16 protein-coding genes are annotated in these 16,084 nt (G+C 70.0%); 10 read left to right on the top strand and 6 right to left on the bottom strand.

Annotated elements, in window-relative coordinates:
• Window positions 1-37 precede the first annotated feature (37 nt).
• The gene (locus ACQBAU_RS07395; RefSeq protein ID WP_465255784.1) at window positions 38-1,102 is read right to left on the bottom strand and encodes a flavin-containing monooxygenase; all 1,065 of its coding nucleotides are present in this window, start codon (window positions 1,100-1,102) and stop codon (window positions 38-40) included.
• Window positions 1,099-2,454 (bottom strand): NAD(P)-binding domain-containing protein, encoded by a 1,356-nt coding sequence (locus ACQBAU_RS07390; RefSeq protein ID WP_465259476.1) that lies wholly within the window; start codon window positions 2,452-2,454, stop codon window positions 1,099-1,101. Before ACQBAU_RS07390 ends, ACQBAU_RS07395 begins: the two co-directional genes overlap by 4 nt.
• Before the next feature lie 38 nt (window positions 2,455-2,492).
• Between ACQBAU_RS07390 and ACQBAU_RS07385 the strand changes: the two genes are divergently transcribed.
• Window positions 2,493-2,837: an ArsR/SmtB family transcription factor gene (locus ACQBAU_RS07385; RefSeq protein ID WP_434550116.1), complete on the top strand. Its 345-nt coding sequence runs from the start codon at window positions 2,493-2,495 to the stop codon at window positions 2,835-2,837.
• A gap of 180 nt (window positions 2,838-3,017) precedes the next feature.
• Here the strand turns inward: ACQBAU_RS07385 and merA are convergent, their stop codons facing one another.
• Window positions 3,018-4,439, bottom strand: a complete 1,422-nt coding sequence (gene merA, locus ACQBAU_RS07380; RefSeq protein WP_434550117.1) for a mercury(II) reductase — start codon at window positions 4,437-4,439, stop codon at window positions 3,018-3,020.
• 103 nt (window positions 4,440-4,542) lie between these two features.
• Between merA and ACQBAU_RS07375 the strand changes: the two genes are divergently transcribed.
• Complete coding sequence (locus tag ACQBAU_RS07375) at window positions 4,543-4,932, top strand: heavy metal-responsive transcriptional regulator (RefSeq protein WP_434550118.1); 390 nt, start codon at window positions 4,543-4,545, stop codon at window positions 4,930-4,932.
• Window positions 4,933-5,358: 426 nt separating this feature from the next.
• Here ACQBAU_RS07375 and ACQBAU_RS07370 read toward each other — a convergent pair whose 3' ends face one another.
• A complete protein-coding gene (locus ACQBAU_RS07370) occupies window positions 5,359-6,879 on the bottom strand; it encodes a multicopper oxidase family protein (protein WP_434550119.1) in 1,521 nt (506 codons plus the stop codon).
• 206 nt (window positions 6,880-7,085) lie between these two features.
• On the bottom strand, window positions 7,086-7,526 hold the full coding sequence (locus ACQBAU_RS07365; protein ID WP_434550120.1) for a hypothetical protein: 441 nt from the start codon (window positions 7,524-7,526) through the stop codon (window positions 7,086-7,088).
• 150 nt (window positions 7,527-7,676) lie between these two features.
• On the opposite strand from ACQBAU_RS07365, the gene ACQBAU_RS07360 reads away from it, so the two are divergent.
• The 8 genes from ACQBAU_RS07360 (at window position 7,677) to ACQBAU_RS07325 (ending at window position 15,338) form a co-directional block, all read left to right on the top strand.
• Entirely contained in the window at window positions 7,677-7,886 is a 210-nt protein-coding gene (locus tag ACQBAU_RS07360; RefSeq protein ID WP_434550121.1) for a heavy-metal-associated domain-containing protein, read from the top strand.
• 136 nt (window positions 7,887-8,022) lie between these two features.
• Window positions 8,023-10,293 (top strand): heavy metal translocating P-type ATPase, encoded by a 2,271-nt coding sequence (locus ACQBAU_RS07355; protein WP_434550122.1) that lies wholly within the window; start codon window positions 8,023-8,025, stop codon window positions 10,291-10,293.
• A 49-nt stretch (window positions 10,294-10,342) separates the two neighbouring features.
• On the top strand, window positions 10,343-10,684 hold the full coding sequence (locus ACQBAU_RS07350) for a hypothetical protein (protein ID WP_434550123.1): 342 nt from the start codon (window positions 10,343-10,345) through the stop codon (window positions 10,682-10,684).
• Between the two features lie 322 nt (window positions 10,685-11,006).
• Entirely contained in the window at window positions 11,007-11,429 is a 423-nt protein-coding gene (locus ACQBAU_RS07345) for a YdhK family protein (protein ID WP_465259475.1), read from the top strand.
• Between the two features lie 90 nt (window positions 11,430-11,519).
• Complete coding sequence (locus tag ACQBAU_RS07340; protein ID WP_434550125.1) at window positions 11,520-13,670, top strand: heavy metal translocating P-type ATPase; 2,151 nt, start codon at window positions 11,520-11,522, stop codon at window positions 13,668-13,670.
• Between the two features lie 11 nt (window positions 13,671-13,681).
• Window positions 13,682-14,017, top strand: coding sequence for a metal-sensitive transcriptional regulator (locus ACQBAU_RS07335; protein ID WP_434550126.1), 336 nt, complete (start codon window positions 13,682-13,684; stop codon window positions 14,015-14,017).
• A gap of 41 nt (window positions 14,018-14,058) precedes the next feature.
• The gene (locus ACQBAU_RS07330) at window positions 14,059-14,583 is read left to right on the top strand and encodes a carboxymuconolactone decarboxylase family protein (protein ID WP_434550127.1); all 525 of its coding nucleotides are present in this window, start codon (window positions 14,059-14,061) and stop codon (window positions 14,581-14,583) included.
• A gap of 269 nt (window positions 14,584-14,852) precedes the next feature.
• The gene (locus ACQBAU_RS07325) at window positions 14,853-15,338 is read left to right on the top strand and encodes a hypothetical protein (RefSeq protein ID WP_434550128.1); all 486 of its coding nucleotides are present in this window, start codon (window positions 14,853-14,855) and stop codon (window positions 15,336-15,338) included.
• Between the two features lie 84 nt (window positions 15,339-15,422).
• Here the strand turns inward: ACQBAU_RS07325 and ACQBAU_RS07320 are convergent, their stop codons facing one another.
• The gene (locus tag ACQBAU_RS07320; RefSeq protein WP_434550129.1) at window positions 15,423-16,037 is read right to left on the bottom strand and encodes a CueP family metal-binding protein; all 615 of its coding nucleotides are present in this window, start codon (window positions 16,035-16,037) and stop codon (window positions 15,423-15,425) included.
• Window positions 16,038-16,084: the final 47 nt, after the last annotated feature.

The raw sequence follows: 16,084 nt of genomic DNA, 5'->3' as shown, positions 1-16,084 counted from the left end.
CGCCAGCACAACGCCCAGCGACGGCCGAGGGGCGCGCTCAGGCAACGGTCACGCCCCGCGGCTGCCTCGTCAGGGCGTCGACGACGTACCGGGCGTCGCGGTGGACCCCGCGCAGCGTGTTCGAGGAGAACGACCGCTGAAACTCCAGGCCGAGGAATCCCAGCCCTGGCAGCGAAGTCGCCACGCCGCGGTCGTGCCTCGGCGCGGCGGCCCGGTCGAGGACGCCGAGGGAGCGCAGGTAGGGCAGGTGCGGCCGGTAGCCGGTCGCGAACACCACCGAGTCGACCTCCTCGCGCGAGCCGTCGGGCCACACGACCCCGTCGGGGGAGAACGCGGTGAACATGGGCCGCTGATCGGGCCTCCCGGCTTCCAGCGCCCTCTTGTACTTGTCGGTACCGATCACGGGGGTGCCGGTGACGAGCTTGCCGAGGACCGTCGGGGGAAGGAAGTCGGCGCGGGTGAGGCGCAGCCACCAGTGCAGGTCGCGGCCGGCGATGACCTGCGGCGCGAACCGGACCCGGTCCCGCACCGCCAGAGACGTCTCCGCGTGCTCGGCGAGCTCGTGGGCCACCTGCACGGCGGAGTTGCCCGCGCCGACGACCACGACCCGCTGGTCGGCGAACTCCTCCGGGGATCTGTAGTCGGCCACGTGCAGGACCCGGCCCTCGAATGCCTCCCGGCCGGGGATCGTCGGCACGTGGGGATTGCCGAACGAACCGGAGGCGGCGATGAGCGCGTCGCCGACCAGGCTGCTCCCGTCGACCAGCTCTACCGCGAACGCCGGGCCGTCGGTAGCGACGTCGATGACGCGGGCATTGGTCCGCACCTCGACGCCGAGCCGGTCGGCGTAGCCGCGCAGGTACTCGACGACCTCGTCGCGGCCCGGGTAGCCGTTGGGGTCGCCGGGGAACGGGTGGCCAGGGAAGGCGCTGTACCGGCGCGGGGAGAACAGGCGCAGGCTGTCGTAGTAGCGCGGCCACGACCCGACCGGTTCCGGGCCGGCTTCCAGGACGACGGGCTCCCAGCCCATGTCACGGCCGGCCCGGGCTGCGGCGAGGCCAGACTGCCCACCGCCGACCACGATCAGTCGTCCGCGGCTCATCCCTCGGTCCTCGTGCCGATCTGGACCAGCTGCGGCGCGGGCGCGCAGCAGCCGCCGGACGACGCCTGCTCCGGGGCGTCGAACAGGCCAGACCCGCCGCACACGCCGGTGTCGGGCAGCTCGAGCTCCACGCGGGCCGCCGCCTCGTGGTCGCCGGCGAGCTCGGCGACGACGCTGCGGACTTGCTCGAAGCCGGTCATCGCCAGGAAGGTCGGGGCGCGGCCGTAGGACTTCGCGCCGACGATGTAGAAGCCGGGCTCCGGGTGGGCGAGGTCGGCGGCTCCCGTGGCGCGCACCGATCCGCAGGAGTGGACGTTCGGGTCGACCTCGGCGGCAAGCCTCGCCGGGGCCTGCAGGCGCACGTCGAGGTCGAGACGAACCTCGGAGAGGAAGGACAGGTCCGGGCGGAACCCGGTCGCGACGACGACTCGGTCCGCGGGCGCGAGCTCACGGCCGTCCTCAGCCACCAAGACGACCCGGCCGTCATCGACGAGGACCTGCTCGGTGCGGAAGCCGGTGACGAGGCCGTCCTCGACGGCCTTCTTCGCCCGCTGGCCGAGTGCGCCTCGCTCGGGCAGCTCGTCGGCGGCCCCGCCGCCGAAGGCGTTGCCGACAGCACCGCGGCGCAGGGCCCAGGTCACCCGGGTGGCGGGGTCGCGGCGAACGACCGTGGCGAGGTCGCCGATGGCGGTCGCGGCAGAGTGCCCGCTGCCGACGACCACGACGTGCTTGCCGGCCAGCGTGGCCGCCTCGTCGCGGCTCGGCGTGCGGTGATCCAGGAGCCCCGCCTCGACGGCGGCGAGTTCGCCGAGGGCCGGCAAGCCGTCCGCGCCCGCCGGGCTCGGTGCCCGCCAGGTGCCGGAGGCGTCGATGACGGCGCTGGCCTCGAGCCTCTCCTCCTCTCCGTCGACGCGGCGGACGTGCACGACGAAGGGCTGCGCGGCCCTGCCGGCGTCGACGGAGAGGTCGCGGCCCTTCCGGCCCACGCCGACCACGCGCGCGCCGTACCGGACGCGGTCGCCCAGCGCTTCGGCCAGCGGGGCGAGGTAGCCCTCGATCCACTGGCCCCCGGTCGGGTAGCCGGTCTCGGGTGCGCTCCAACCGGTCGGCTCGAGCAGGCGGCGAGACGCAAGGTCGATGAGCTCCGACCACGGCGAGAACAGGCGGACATGCTTCCACTCGGCCACGGCCGACGCCGGGCCGTCGCCCGACTCCAGGACCAGGGGCTCGAGCCCGCGCTCGAGCAGGTGGGCGGCGGCGGCCAGGCCCTGCGGACCGGCCCCGATGACGACAGTGGGATTCACTTCGACCTCCATACATTGACGTTCTTCGATGAATCGAGCGTGCCTCACGTATCGACAGATGTCAATGCGTGGGGCACAATGGAGGCATGAGCACATCTCCGGCCATCGAAGCCACGACCGATGTCGCGCCGTGCTGCGTCCTCGGCGAGACGATCGACGACGCGGTCGCCCAGGACCTGGCCAAGGTGTTCAAGGCCCTCGGCGACCCGACCAGGGTCAAGCTGATGTCGATGATCGCCGGCAGCAGCGAGGGCGAGATGTGCGTCTGCGACCTCACCGAGCCGGTCGGCCTCTCCCAGCCGACCGTCTCCCATCACATGAAGTTGCTCGTCGAGGCCGGGCTCGTCGAGCGCGAGCAGCGCGGCCGCTGGGCCTACTACCGGCCCACCATCGATACCCTCGCTGCCGCCGCCAAGGCGCTCATTGCCTGAGCCGCCGCGGCGATTGCGGCGAGCTGGCTGGCCGTGATCGGGTCGCCGGCGAGCAGCCTGTGATCGGGACCGGTGTGCACGGATCGGTCGAGCTGATTCGGCGATCGCGCGCTGACCTGGGGGCGGAGCGTGCGGGCTTCTTCAGATCTGATGTCGGGCGGGCGCGGGGTGCGAAGCCGGTCAGGCGCAGCAGGACAGCTTCGAGACGTCGGCGGTGAAAGCCTTGGCCACGATCCGGATGCCCTCGGCCATGGTCAGGTAGGGGGCCCAGGCGTCGGCGACCTCCGCGACGGTCTTGCCGAGCACGTGGACTCCGGCAGCGGCGAGCTCTCCGGCGTCCTTGGCGACGGCGGTGAGGCCGAGGATCTCGCCGGTGTCCGCGTCGGCGACCATCTTGATGAACCCGCGGGTGTCCCGGTTCACCAGCGCGCGGGGCACGTACTCCAGCGGCAGCACCCGGCAGTCGCAGCGGATCCCTGCGTCGAGGACCTGCTTCTCGGTCATGCCGACCGCGCCGATCGCAGGCCCAGTGAACGTCACTCGCGGCAGCCGGGCATAGTCCACCGACCTCTCGGCGTCGGCGAAGGCGTTCTCGGCGACCAGAGTGCCGTGGTGGGCGGCGACGTAGACGAATTCGGGGTGCCCGGTCACGTCGCCGGCGGCCCAGATCCGGGGGTTCGAGGACTGCAGCTGGTCGGAGACCACGATCTGCCCGGAGTCACCGGTCTTGACCTCCACCGCCTTCAGGTTCAAGGCATCGGTCACGGGCCGTCGGCCGAGCGCGACCAGGAGCTGGTCGGCGCGGAACTCCTGCGAACCGCCGGACACGTCGGCGGCCACGATGACCTTCCCGTCGGCGCTGCGAGCCACGCTGGTCGGGACCGCTCGGCGGACCACCCGGATGCCCTCGTCGGCGAAGACCTCGGCCAGCGCCTTGGACACCTCCGGCTCCTCCTTCGAGGCCAGCCGGGAGCGCACCAGGAGGGTGACATTCGATCCGAGGCGGGCGAACAGCTGGGCCTGCTCCAGCGCCACGTATCCGCCGCCGAGCACCAGCAGCGACTCGGGGACCTCGGTCAGCTCCATCGCCGTCGTGGAGGTGAGGTACCCGGCCTCCTCCAGCCCGTCGATCGGCGGGGCCCAGGGATGTGAGCCTGTGGCGACCAGGTACCGGGCGGCCTCGATCGTCTCGACAGCGCCCTCGGCAGACCTGACCTCGAGGACCGGCGCTTCAGGGGTGCCGGCGAACGCGGCTTCGCCCTGCCGTACGTGCCAGCCGTACGACTCGGCGACGTCCACGTACTTCTCACCCCGCAAGCCCTCGACGAGGTCCTGCTTCCCGCCGATCAGCGCCGGCATGTCCACCGGTCCCGCGGCCGTGGCGATGCCGGGGAACCGCTGCGAGGCGTCTACGGCAACATGCCGGGCATCAGCGGCGGCGATGAGCGCCTTCGACGGCACGCAGCCGGTGTTCACGCACGTGCCGCCGAAGGTCCCGCGCTCGATCATCGCCACCGACTTGCCGAGCGTGGTCGCGCGGATGGCGGCGGCGAACGCGCCGCCTCCGGATCCGATGATGGCGAGGTCGTACTTGGTAGGCATCGCTGCTCCTGTCAGTCCTTGGATTTCTGCTCCGTCTCCGCCAGACTGGACCTTCCAGTACAGGGGAAGGTCAAGCGCGGCCGCGACACGGATGGAGGAGGCCATGAGGATCGGGGAATTCGCCGAGGCGGCCGGCACCACGGCGAAGACGCTGAGGTTCTACGAAGAGCAGGGGCTGCTCCCCCCGCCCGACAGGACGTCGTCGGGGTACCGCGACTACCCGCCGGACGCAATCGCGCGCGTCGACTTCGTCCACCGCGGCCAGGCTGCCGGCCTCACGCTCGCCCAGATCCGCCAGATTGTGGACATCCGCGACGCCGGCCACGCCCCGTGCGCCCACGTCCGAGACCTGCTCGACGCGCGCCTGCGCGACATCGAGCAGCAGATCGCCCAGCTGCTCATGCTGCGCGACACCATCACTCGGCTCCGTGACAACGCGGAGAGCCCGGAGCCCGAGAAGTGCAGTCCGGATGAAGTCTGCAGGTACGTGTGATCACCGGGGTCGGTCTCCTGAGCCCGGCTCGGTCGCTCCGTGGATAGGCCTGGAGGGGCTTCCGAAGGTAGTCGCGTCCTGATCCGGTCGCGATGGGACTCAGTGTGAGCGGCCCGGACTGTCGACTGTCCAGCCATGTGGCCGGCTATCACGGATACATTCGCCTACGGCAGAATTGAGGCAACGTCTTCACGAACGAGGTCGCGTGCCACTCGTCGTCGGCGCGGTAATAGCCGCACGGTCAACGCTCCCGCCCGGAGGCCGGGTAGATATGGGTCGAAGGAGTGCGTGACCCTCCCTCGATCGGGCAAGCGGCGCGTCGGCCCTGATCCACAGGACGACCTCACGACTGTCCAGCAATTCAGGGGTTCCGGCCGTGGCGGCCGCGCACCCTCCGGATGCGCGGCCGACCGTGCCGTGTCCCAATCAGCTCTCCTGGTAGGCGATTGCAGCCATCATGCCGGCTTCCCCGTGGTACAGGTTGTGGCAGTGGCTGAGCCACCTCCCGGGGTTGTCGGCCTCGAACTCGACGCGCAGCGTCTTGCCGGGCAGGACGATCGAGGTGTCCTTGCGGGGCCCGCCGTCGGGGTGCTGGTAGGTGTGGCCGTGCAGGTGCATGGGGTGCCACATGGTGGTGGAGTTCTTGAACTCGAGGGCGACCCTCTCCCCTTCGGCGATGGCGACGGCGTTGCGCATCGGCTGCTCCATGTCCATGCGCTTGCCGTTGATCGCCCAGTCGTACTTCTCCATGCCGCCGGTCAGTTCCAGGGCGACCGTGCGGTCGACGGTGCGCTTGGGCAGATCGACTCTGCTCGCCGCCTTGAGGTCGGCCGCCGTGGCGGGGCTCTTCGTCTGCGGCAGCTTCGCGTCCTTCGTGGGCGCGGAGCCGGATCCGGTGCGCAGCACGGCGAGGGCCTGGTCCTGCTTGCCGAGGGCCTCGGCGACGACGGCGAACGCGCCGTCGCCGGCGGTGATGACCGCGTCGTAGCGCTCGCCCATGCCCAGCACGACGCTCTCGGCCTCGTGCGGCTGAATGGGGAATCCGTCGGTGTGGGTGATGGTGAGCTGGTGGTCGGCGACGCCGAAGCGGAAGGCGGTGTCGCCTCCGGCGTTGATGATCCTCAGCCTGATTCGATCCCCGGGCTTGGCGGTGAAGGTCTGCGGGTCATTCGCGGGCTTCCCGTTGATCAGGTAGAGCGGGTAGTAGACGTCTCCGGCGTCGCCGCCGAGCAGCGGCGAGGTCGCGCCCATGAGGGTGTTGCCCATCCGCATCGGCCCCATGTCCATGCCGCCGTGGTCCATCATCCCCTTCTGGAGTTCGGCGAGGACCTCGTCCGGGGTCGCGGTGACGCCGTCGAGCCAGTCGTCGAGGACGACGACCCACTCCTGGTCGTAGTCGGCCTTCTCCTGCGGGTCGTCGATGATCAGCGGCGCGTAGAGGCCGCGGTCGAGCTGCGTGCCGACGTGGGGGTGGAACCAGAACGTGCCCGGCTCGGGGAGCGTGAACTCGTAGGCGAACGAGTCCCCGGGCACGACGGGCTGCTGGGTGAGGTTCGGTACGCCGTCCATGTCGTTGCGCAGGGCCAGGCCGTGCCAGTGCACGGTGGTCGGGTCGGGGAGGTCGTTGGTGAGGGCGATCTTCAGGGTGTCGCCGACGTTGCCGCGCAGCGGCTCGGCCGCCGATGCTCCGCGGTAGGCCCAGGTCTTGGCGGTCTTTCCACCGAGGTCGAGGGTCACCTGCTCGGCGGTCAGGGCGCGCTGCACGACGGTTCCGGTGCGGCGGCGCTTCGCCTCGGCTGCGGTGACCGCGGGGCCGCCGGGTCGGACGAACGAGGTCGACTTGCTGGTCGTGGAGCTGGTGGCGGAGCTGCAGCCGGCGAGGCCGGCGGCGGTCAGGGCGAGTGCGCCGGCGGTGAGGAGCTGGCGGCGGTTCAGGTTCGGGTTCATGCGTGCAGATGTCCTTCGCGGTCGATCGTGAGTCGGTGCCACGGCAAGCGCCGACGTGCACGGGCCGGCGGGGGTTCGTTGCCGATCCGGCTGGGTCCTGATCGGATCGTCGCGCCGGGGCGTGTCGCCGTGGCTGGGGCGGCTCTCAGGTGCCGGAGCCGCCGGGATGGGTCGCTGGCGCGCTGCGACGGGCGCGCCGCTGCGGCTCACGTTCGATGGATCGACAGCTCCAGGTGGGTCAGCGCGAGCCGGCGAGGGGTCTGGGAGGGCGGCATCGGCGCAGCCGCGGGGACGAGTTTGGGCCGGCTCACAACGGCGGGGGCCGGCAGCGCCGGGACGCTCGTGCCGGTGGGTTCGGAGACGCACGTGGAGCCGCCGCTCATCGCGTCCGCGCAGCCGTCGGAGCCGTGCGCCGGGCCGTGCCCACCGGACGCCGTCGGCACGGGGTCGGTGCCCGCCTCGCCGGCCATCCCGTTCATGCCGGACACGGCGGGGGACGCGAGACCCGACGACGTCATTGAGGCAGACGCTGCCGCGGCCGCTCCGCCCAGCGCGTGCATGCCGAGGAGACCGGCGATCAGTAGCGCCGCGAGGACGGTGAGCTGCACCCAGTGTCGGCTGCAGCGGGTTTCGGTCGCGGTCTCCACATCGTAAGCATACCCCGGTGGCGTATCCGGCCGACATGGCGGAATGGTCGGACGAGGAACCATGCCCGCCTTGCGGGAATACCCGAGGGGGGTATACGGTTGCTCTTGTGGCGGTACCCACCGGGGGTACCCAGAACGAGGAGGATATCGATGGCTGCGAACGAGTACCAGGTGACGGGTATGACCTGCGGGCACTGCGAGATGTCGGTCCGCGAGGAGGTCAGCAAGGTCCCCGGCGTCGAGGAGGTCGAGGTCAGCGCGCAGACCGGCAAGCTGATCGTCTCCGGCCCCGGCGAGATCGACGACGCGAAGATCCTGGCCGCCGTCGAGGAGGCCGGCTACACGGCCGTGCGCGCCTGACTTCGCCACCAGCGGCTCAGGCTCCCCGTCGACCGTCACGGCGACGGGGGCCGAGCACGCACGACTGACCGCAGGCGGAACCGCCGCTGCGCACGAACCGGACGCCGCAGTGCCCGGAGGAGAGAAGGGATTGAGGATGACTGCACCAGCGCCGTCTAGCGCGGACGCCGGCATCGAGCTGGAGATCGGCGGGATGACCTGCGCCTCCTGCGCGAACCGGATCGAGCGCAAGCTCAACAAGATCGACGGCGTCACCGCATCGGTCAACTACGCCACCGAGAAGGCCAAGGTCACCATCCCGCCGGGCTATGACCCGGGACTGCTGGTCGCCGAGGTCGAGAAGACCGGCTACACCGCCGCGCTCCCCCGACCCCGGGACACGACGGCAGACGATGCAGCCGACGACGAGGGCCCGGCCGACGACCCAGAGCTGACCTCGCTCAGGCAGCGGCTGATCGGGTCGATCGTGCTCACCGTCCCGGTGATCGCGATGGCGATGGTCCCGGCCCTGCAGTTCACCTACTGGCAGTGGGCCTCGCTCGCCCTGGCCGCGCCGGTGATCGTCTGGGCGGGCTGGCCGTTCCACAAGGCGGCGTGGACCAACCTCAAGCACGGCACCGCGACGATGGACACGCTCGTTTCGATGGGGACCTCGGCGGCGTTCCTGTGGTCCCTGTACGCGCTGTTCTTCGGCACCGCCGGGATGCCGGGCATGACGCACCCCTTCGAGTTCGCGCTGGCCCGTTCCGACGGCGCGGGCAACATCTACCTCGAGGCCGCCGCCGGGGTGACGATGTTCATCCTCGCCGGCCGCTACTTCGAAAAGCGATCCAAGCGCCAGGCCGGGGCCGCGCTGCGCGCCCTGCTCGAGCTCGGCGCGAAGGAAGTCTCGGTTCTGCGCGATGGGGCCGAGATGAAGATCCCGACCTCCGAGCTGGCCGTCGGCGACGAATTCGTCGTCCGCCCGGGAGAGAAGATCGCCACCGACGGCACGGTCGTCTCCGGCACATCCGCAGTGGACGCCTCCATGCTCACCGGAGAGTCCGTGCCGGTCGAGGTCGCCGCCGGCGACCCGGTCACCGGGGCCACCGTGAACGCCGGCGGACGGCTGGTCGTCCGGGCGACCCGGGTCGGCTCGGACACCCAGCTGGCGCAGATGGCCAAGCTGGTCGAGGACGCCCAGTCCGGCAAGGCCGCCGTGCAGCGCCTGGCCGACCGGATCTCCGGCGTGTTCGTCCCGATCGTCGTCGCCATCGCGCTCGTCGCCCTCGCGGCATGGCTGATCTCCGGATCCGGCGTCTCCGCGGCTTTCACCGCAGCGGTCGCGGTCCTCGTCATCGCCTGCCCCTGCGCCCTCGGCCTGGCCACACCGACAGCGCTACTGGTCGGGACCGGTCGCGGTGCGCAGATGGGCGTCCTCATCAAGGGCCCCGAAGTCCTCGAATCCACACGCAAGGTCGACACCGTCGTCCTCGACAAGACCGGCACCGTCACCACCGGCAGGATGACCCTGGTCGACGCAATCACCGAGCCGGGCATTGACCGCACCGAGCTGCTTCGCCTGGCTGGCGCTTTGGAGGACGCCTCCGAGCACCCGATCGCCCAGACCATCGCCAAGGGCGCGACCGTGGAGGTCGGGCAGCTGCCGACACCGGAGGATTTCGCCAACATCGAGGGCAAGGGCGTCCAGGGCGTCGTCGATGGCCGCGGCGTGCTCGTTGGCCGGGAGTCCCTGCTGGCCGACTGGTCCCAGCACCTCTCCTCCGATGTCGCAGCCGCCAAGGCCGAGGCCGAGGACGAGGGCAAGACCGTCGTCGCCGTCGGCTGGGACGGACAGGCCCGCGGGATTCTCGTCGTCGCTGACGCTGTCAAGCCCACCAGCGCCGAAGCGATCCAAGGCCTGAAGGACCTGGGGCTCACTCCGGTCCTGCTCACCGGTGACAACGAGGCCGTGGCCAAGAGGATCGCCGCCGAGGTCGGCATCGAGAAGGTCATCGCCGAGGTCCTGCCCAAGGACAAGGTCGACGTCGTCACCCGGCTGCAGGACGAGGGCAAGGTCGTCGCCATGGTCGGCGACGGCGTCAATGACGCGCCCGCCCTGGCCCAGGCCGACCTCGGCCTGGCCATGGGAACCGGCACCGACGTCGCGATCGAGGCCTCCGACATCACCCTCGTGCGCGGTGACCTGCGGGCCGCCGTCGACGCGATCCGGCTTTCCCGCAAGACCCTCGGCACGATCAAGACCAACCTGTTCTGGGCCTTCGCCTACAACGTCGCGGCCATCCCGGTCGCGGCCCTGGGCATGCTCAACCCCATGCTCGCAGGCGCGGCGATGGCCTTCTCCAGCGTCTTCGTCGTCGGCAACAGCCTCCGCCTGCGCGGGTTCCGCAGCGTCGCCAAGCAGTGACGCCGCAGAACCGACCATCATCCGAACACACGAAAGGCATCCACCGAGAATGAACAACGAAAACCAGGCATCCACCAGCTGCTGCAGCACCTCCCCCGCGGCCGAGGCCTCCGCCGCCGAGGAAGCTGTCAGCGCTGGTTCCAGCTGCTGCGGCACGGCCGGCACAGAGAACCCCGCCGCCGATTCCAGCCATCGCGAAAACCTTCTGGTCGAAGGCAGCGACGGCATGACAACCTGCCCCGTCATGGTCGGCAATCCGGTCAACAAACAGGACGCCGAAGAAAAGGGCCTCTTCCGCGACTACGACGGGCAGCGCTACTGGCTCTGCTGCCCCGGTTGCGGACCGACCTTCGACTCCGACCCCGCCAAGTACGCCGCCAACATGGCCTGATCCTTCGATGGCCCGGGCCTGCAGCATCACTGCTGTTGCCCCGGGTCGACCGGATCGTAACTGAGCGATTCCACGCCCGTCGATCGACATTTGACCGATACCCCATAGGGGTATAATGTTGATCGGGCCAGAATGAATAGGAGACTTTATGCGTAAGCGCCTCATGACCACCGTCGCCGCAGGAGTGCTCGGCGGAGCACTCGTGCTCACTGGCTGCAGCACCGGAGGAGACCAGGACCAAGCGACCCCCTCGTCGACCAGCCAACACGAGGGCCACGGGAGCAATGGCAGCAGTGCTGACAGCGGCGGGATGGAGCATCCGATGGACGGCGGCCCCGCCCCAGAGGGCATCGAGAAGGCTGCCTCGCCGAAGTACCCGGCCGGCACCGAGGTCACGCTCACCGCCGACCACATGGAGGGCATGGACGGCGCAAATGCCACGATCGTCGGCGCGTTCGACACCTACACCTACGCGGTGAACTTCACGCCCACCACCGGCGGGGATCCGATCAAGGACCACAAGTGGGTCGTGCAGGAGGAGATCAAGGACGCCGGCGACCAGCGCCTGGCCGACGGTACCGAAGTCACTCTCGAGGCCGAGCACATGGAGGGCATGAAGGGCGCGCAGGCCACCATCGCCTCCTCCACCGACGAGACCGTCTACATGGTCGACTACGAGTCCGACGGTATGACCATGACCAACCACAAGTGGGTCGTCGAGAGCGAGATCAAGCTGGCCTCCTGAGCCGGTCGCCGCGGGCCCGTTCAAGGTCCGCGGCGAAATACGACCCGATCGAAGGAAAGACCGGGGAAGAACGAGGGGAAGCGAAGAGCAATGACGGACCCGACCACGCATCACCATCACCATGACCACGACGGCGTCGCGACCACCGAGTCCGGCCATGTTGACGACTCGCACGCCGAGCACGAAGGCCACACCGTGGAACACGGTGACCACACCGGGCACGGCGATCACGGCAGTGGTCATGATGGTCATGCGGACCATGGCGACCACGTCGGCCAGTTCCGTCGACTGTTCTGGATCAACCTCGTCATCGCCATCCCGGTGGTCGCGTTCTCCCCCATGTTCGCCATGCTCCTGGGCTACTCGGTGCCCAGCTGGGCGGGCTGGGTCGCCGCAGTGCTCGGCACCGTCATGTACGCCTGGGGCGGCACACCGTTCCTCACCGGTGCCGTCAGCGAGCTGAAGAGCCGCCAGCCGGGGATGATGCTGCTCATCGCGCTCGGCATCACCGTAGCGTTCCTCGCCTCCTGGGCCGCCACTCTCGGTCTCGTTCACCACGAGCTCGAGTTCTGGTGGGAGCTGGCGCTGCTGATCGTGATCATGCTGCTGGGTCACTGGATCGAGATGCGTTCCCTGGCCCAGACCACCTCGGCGCTGGACTCCCTGGCTGCATTGCTGCCTGATGAGGCCGAGCGCGTCGAGGGTGACGACGTCGTCACGGTCGACCCGGCAGAGCTCCGTGTCGGCGACGTCGTCGTCGTCCGACCCGGCGGCAGTGTCCCCGCCGACGGCACCATCGTCGACGGCCGCGCCGACATGGACGAGTCGATGATCACCGGCGAATCACGCCCTGTCGCCCGCGGCGAGGGCGAGAACGTCACCGCCGGCACCGTGGCCACCGACTCCGGCCTGCGCGTGGAGATCACCGCCACCGGAGACGACACCGCGCTGGCCGGCATCAACCGGCTCGTCGCCGAGGCGCAGGGCTCCTCCTCCCGCGCCCAGCGGATCGCCGACCGCGCCGCCGCGCTGCTGTTCTGGTTCGCCCTCGGAGCCGCCCTGATCACCGCAGTCGTCTGGACGCTGGTCGGCAGCCCCGACGACGCCGTCATCCGCGTCATCACCGTGCTCGTCATCGCCTGCCCCCACGCCCTGGGCCTAGCGATCCCACTGGTCGTCGCCATCGCCACCGAGCGCGCCGCGCGCGGCGGCGTCCTGATCAAGGACCGCCTCGCCCTGGAGTCCATGCGCCAGGTCGACGCGGTACTCTTCGACAAGACCGGCACCCTGACCCGGGGCGAGCCCACCGTCACCGGCGTCGAGCCGATCGGAGACCTGGACGCCGACCAGATCCTCGCCCTGGCCGCTTCGGCCGAAGCCGACAGCGAGCACCCCCTCGCCCGGGCCATCGTCACCGCCGCCAAGGACCGCAGCCTCGCCCTCGAGCCCGCCAGCGGCTTCTCCTCCTCGCCCGCCGTCGGCGTCACCGCGACCGTCAACGGGCAGGAGATCCGCGTCGGCGGTCCGCGCCTGCTCGAGGAGACCGCGCAGGACGAGATCGGTGCCGCCAATACGTGGCGGGCCGAGGGCGCGATCATCCTGCACGTCCTCCGCGACGGCAAGGTCATCGGCGGTCTCAAGCTCGCCGACGAGGTCCGCCCAGAGTCCCGCGACGCCGTCGACGCGCTCCATCACCTCGGCGTCGACGTCGTCATGATCACCGGCGACGCCGAGGCCGTCGCGGCCGAGGTCGGCCAGGAACTCGGCATCGACCGGGTCTTCGCCGGCGTCCGCCCCGAGGACAAGTCCGCGAAGGTCGCCCAACTGCAGCACGAGGGCAAGAAGGTCGCCATGGTCGGCGACGGCGTTAACGACGCGCCGGCCCTGGCCCAGGCCGACGTCGGCATCGCCATCGGGGCCGGCACCGACGTCGCCATCGCCTCCGCCGGAGTCATCCTCGCCAGCTCCGACCCCCGCAGCGTCCTGTCGGTCATCCAGCTGTCGCGGGCCGCCTACCGCAAGATGAAGCAGAACCTGTGGTGGGCCGCCGGGTACAACCTCATCTCCGTCCCGCTCGCCGCCGGAGTCCTCGCACCCGTTGGGTTCGTGCTGCCGATGTCGGTCGGCGCGATCCTGATGTCCCTGTCCACCGTCGTCGTCGCCCTCAACGCCCAACTGCTGCGGCGCATCGACCTCACACCCCAAGCCAGCACCCGCTCCGTCCTGGAGCACCAGAAGTGAAGGACACACCCATGACCACCGAAACTGCAACCGATGAGACCGGCACCGACACCGGAGCCCACCGGCACGGCTACATCAGCGACAAGGACCGCTACCGCAACCGCATGAAGCGTATCGAAGGCCAGGCCCGGGGCATTACGAAGATGATCGACGACGAAAAGTATTGCATCGACATCCTCACCCAGGTCTCCGCCCTCACCCGCGCCCTGCAAGGCGTGGCCACCGGCCTGCTCGACGACCACCTCAAGCACTGCGTCCTCGACGCCGCCAAGCTCGGCGACGAGGACGCGGCCATCGCCAAGTTCCAGGAAGCCAGCGACGCCATCAACCGGCTCGTCCGCTCCTGAACCGGCAAGCACGCACCGGAAGCGCACCGAGGAGGAAGCCCATGCCCCGCTTCGCCCCGCTGACCCCCGAGACCGCCGTCGGCGCGTCCCGCGAACTGCTCGGCGACCTCGTCGAGCGCCACGGCGCTGTGGGCGACATGGTGTCCACCATGGCCCACTCGCCAGCCGTCCTCGGCGGCTACCTGCAGCTGAGCAGGGCCATGCGCCGCGCCAAGCTCGACCGCAAGGTCAGCGAGCTGATCTCCATCGCCGTCCAGGCGCAGCAGGGCTGCGGCCTGTGCCTGGCCTCCCACGTCCACGCCGCCCGATCACTCGGCATCGCGGAGGATCAGATCGACCGTGCCCGTCAGGGCGCGTCGCCCGACCCCGCCGTCGCGGCGATCATCCACCTCGGCCTGCAGGTCTACCGCGAACCGGGCTCCATCACCGATGCCCAGATCGACGAACTCCGCACGCTCGGCTACAGCGACCGTGCGATCGCCGACGTCGTCGGTGTCGTCTCCCTCAACGTCCTCACGGGCGCGTTCAATCTCGTGGCCGCGCTCACCGCAGGCGAACCGCACTGACGCTCGGTCCTCAAGCTGAGGATGAGTTCACGCTGTCCTTCGCTCATCGCCAGCGCCTCGCCCCTTGCCGCTCGCGACATCGGGTAGGTCTCCGCCAGAGATCATGAATTGGCACGACCTCGTCACGGCGAACAGCTCCACGCCCGGTCGCGTCTGATCAGATGTGCCGGACATCGGCAGGGAGAAGGATTCGTGATGGGTGTCGTGAACGCGCTCGGCCGTGCGCTGGCAGATCCTCTGGCCACTCGTCCCACGGCTTCCGGCTCTGGATGCGCGGATTCATCGTCGACGCCGCCCGGCGACAGGCCGAGCGGAGCCTGGCCGGCTCGATGGAGGGCCACACCGCCGTGGTGATGTCGGCGCAGGGCGACGCCGGCTTCTGGGCCAGAGTGCGCGACAAGTTGATCAGGATTCTGCGCGAGGACGGGTTTCGACGTCGACGAGGCGATCGGCACCGAGCGCATCGGCATCCTCCGAGCGGCCCGGAGCTCCAACGGGTTACCGCTACTTCGACGCGGGCCACCTCGAACGTCTCGACTTCATCGCTTCGGCTAAGCGGCTCGACCTCGAGCTGCCGGAGATCCGAACGGCTCCTGGAACTGGCCGACGGGGGCTGCACCGACGTCAAGGTCGGCCTGCAGCCGCCGCTGGACGAGCAGATCGACGCCGTCGAGACGGCAGCTCCACAACCTGACCGAGCTGCAGGAGCAATTGAGCGCGGCGCGGGCCCACGTCGACGCATGCCCGGACAGTGACGAGCGATGCGGCTCGGAGTGCGCGTTCAGGCCTTCGCAGGTACCGCGGCGGAGCGCTGATCGAGCAGCCCGTCGACGGCACGATCAGGCCAGACGCAGCGACGTGATGCAGGTCGGGTCGTCCTGTCCCGTCGTGGAGAGATCCACGCTGCCTTCACTGCCTTCGTGCTCGATGTTGAGGGTCGCCTCGATGCCGCGGGGCACCCAGAGCCCGACGAATCCGTTGTCGAAAGTCCTGCGAATCTCGTCGATCAGGACGTCTCCGTCCGCATCGGTCAGCACGATGCGCACCTCGGCGTTACCGAGCTCGCCCAGGCATGTCGTCAGGCTGTGGAAGTAGCACTCGTGCGTCTGGTCGCGGTAGGGCGCGACCGCGACGTACACCTCGTCCTCGGGCATCGGAAGTCGCGACTCGCGCTCCTGCCCGTCGGTGAGGACCAGGGCGTCCGGGCGCACGGACGCCATGAGGTCGGCGGGGCGCTCCTCGACGGGCATAGCGTCCAGCCGCTCGATGATCTGCGTCACCTCGAGATGGGCCAGGCCGTGATCGGCGAGGAGGTCGGCGACGCTTGTGGGGCTGCTCGCCGGCGGCGAGGCGGGCCCGGGAGAGGCGGTGGTGCAGCCGGTGAGGACGATGCCGGAGGTGAGTACGGCGACGGCGATGAGGCGCACCAGGCGCTGGGAGGTCGAGCGGGGCATGGATCAGTCCTTCGAGGTGCGACGGTCGGGCATCGAGATCGACTTGG

Origin of the sequence: Carbonicoccus niuqiaonis, from assembly GCF_050157065.1 — a bacterium.
Classification (GTDB): domain Bacteria; phylum Actinomycetota; class Actinomycetes; order Propionibacteriales; family Propionibacteriaceae; genus Avipropionibacterium.
The sequence above is the reverse complement of the archived record's forward strand: the minus strand, read 5'-3'. Positions and strand labels throughout refer to the sequence as shown.

Excerpts from the sequence above, each read along its gene's own strand:
- merA (WP_434550117.1), bottom strand. The coding sequence starts at position 4,439 with ATGCCTACCAAGTACGACCTCGCCATCATCGGATCCGGAGGCGGCGCG.
- ACQBAU_RS07395 (WP_465255784.1), bottom strand. The coding sequence starts at position 1,102 with ATGAGCCGCGGACGACTGATCGTGGTCGGCGGTGGGCAGTCTGGCCTC.
- ACQBAU_RS07350 (WP_434550123.1), top strand. The coding sequence starts at position 10,343 with ATGAACAACGAAAACCAGGCATCCACCAGCTGCTGCAGCACCTCCCCC.
- ACQBAU_RS07385 (WP_434550116.1), top strand. The coding sequence starts at position 2,493 with ATGAGCACATCTCCGGCCATCGAAGCCACGACCGATGTCGCGCCGTGC.
- ACQBAU_RS07375 (WP_434550118.1), top strand. The coding sequence starts at position 4,543 with ATGAGGATCGGGGAATTCGCCGAGGCGGCCGGCACCACGGCGAAGACG.
- ACQBAU_RS07345 (WP_465259475.1), top strand. The coding sequence starts at position 11,007 with ATGGACGGCGGCCCCGCCCCAGAGGGCATCGAGAAGGCTGCCTCGCCG.
- ACQBAU_RS07320 (WP_434550129.1), bottom strand. The coding sequence starts at position 16,037 with ATGCCCCGCTCGACCTCCCAGCGCCTGGTGCGCCTCATCGCCGTCGCC.
- ACQBAU_RS07325 (WP_434550128.1), top strand. The coding sequence starts at position 14,853 with ATGCGCGGATTCATCGTCGACGCCGCCCGGCGACAGGCCGAGCGGAGC.
- ACQBAU_RS07370 (WP_434550119.1), bottom strand. The coding sequence starts at position 6,879 with ATGAACCCGAACCTGAACCGCCGCCAGCTCCTCACCGCCGGCGCACTC.
- ACQBAU_RS07335 (WP_434550126.1), top strand. The coding sequence starts at position 13,682 with ATGACCACCGAAACTGCAACCGATGAGACCGGCACCGACACCGGAGCC.
- ACQBAU_RS07360 (WP_434550121.1), top strand. The coding sequence starts at position 7,677 with ATGGCTGCGAACGAGTACCAGGTGACGGGTATGACCTGCGGGCACTGC.
- ACQBAU_RS07340 (WP_434550125.1), top strand. The coding sequence starts at position 11,520 with ATGACGGACCCGACCACGCATCACCATCACCATGACCACGACGGCGTC.
- ACQBAU_RS07355 (WP_434550122.1), top strand. The coding sequence starts at position 8,023 with ATGACTGCACCAGCGCCGTCTAGCGCGGACGCCGGCATCGAGCTGGAG.
- ACQBAU_RS07330 (WP_434550127.1), top strand. The coding sequence starts at position 14,059 with ATGCCCCGCTTCGCCCCGCTGACCCCCGAGACCGCCGTCGGCGCGTCC.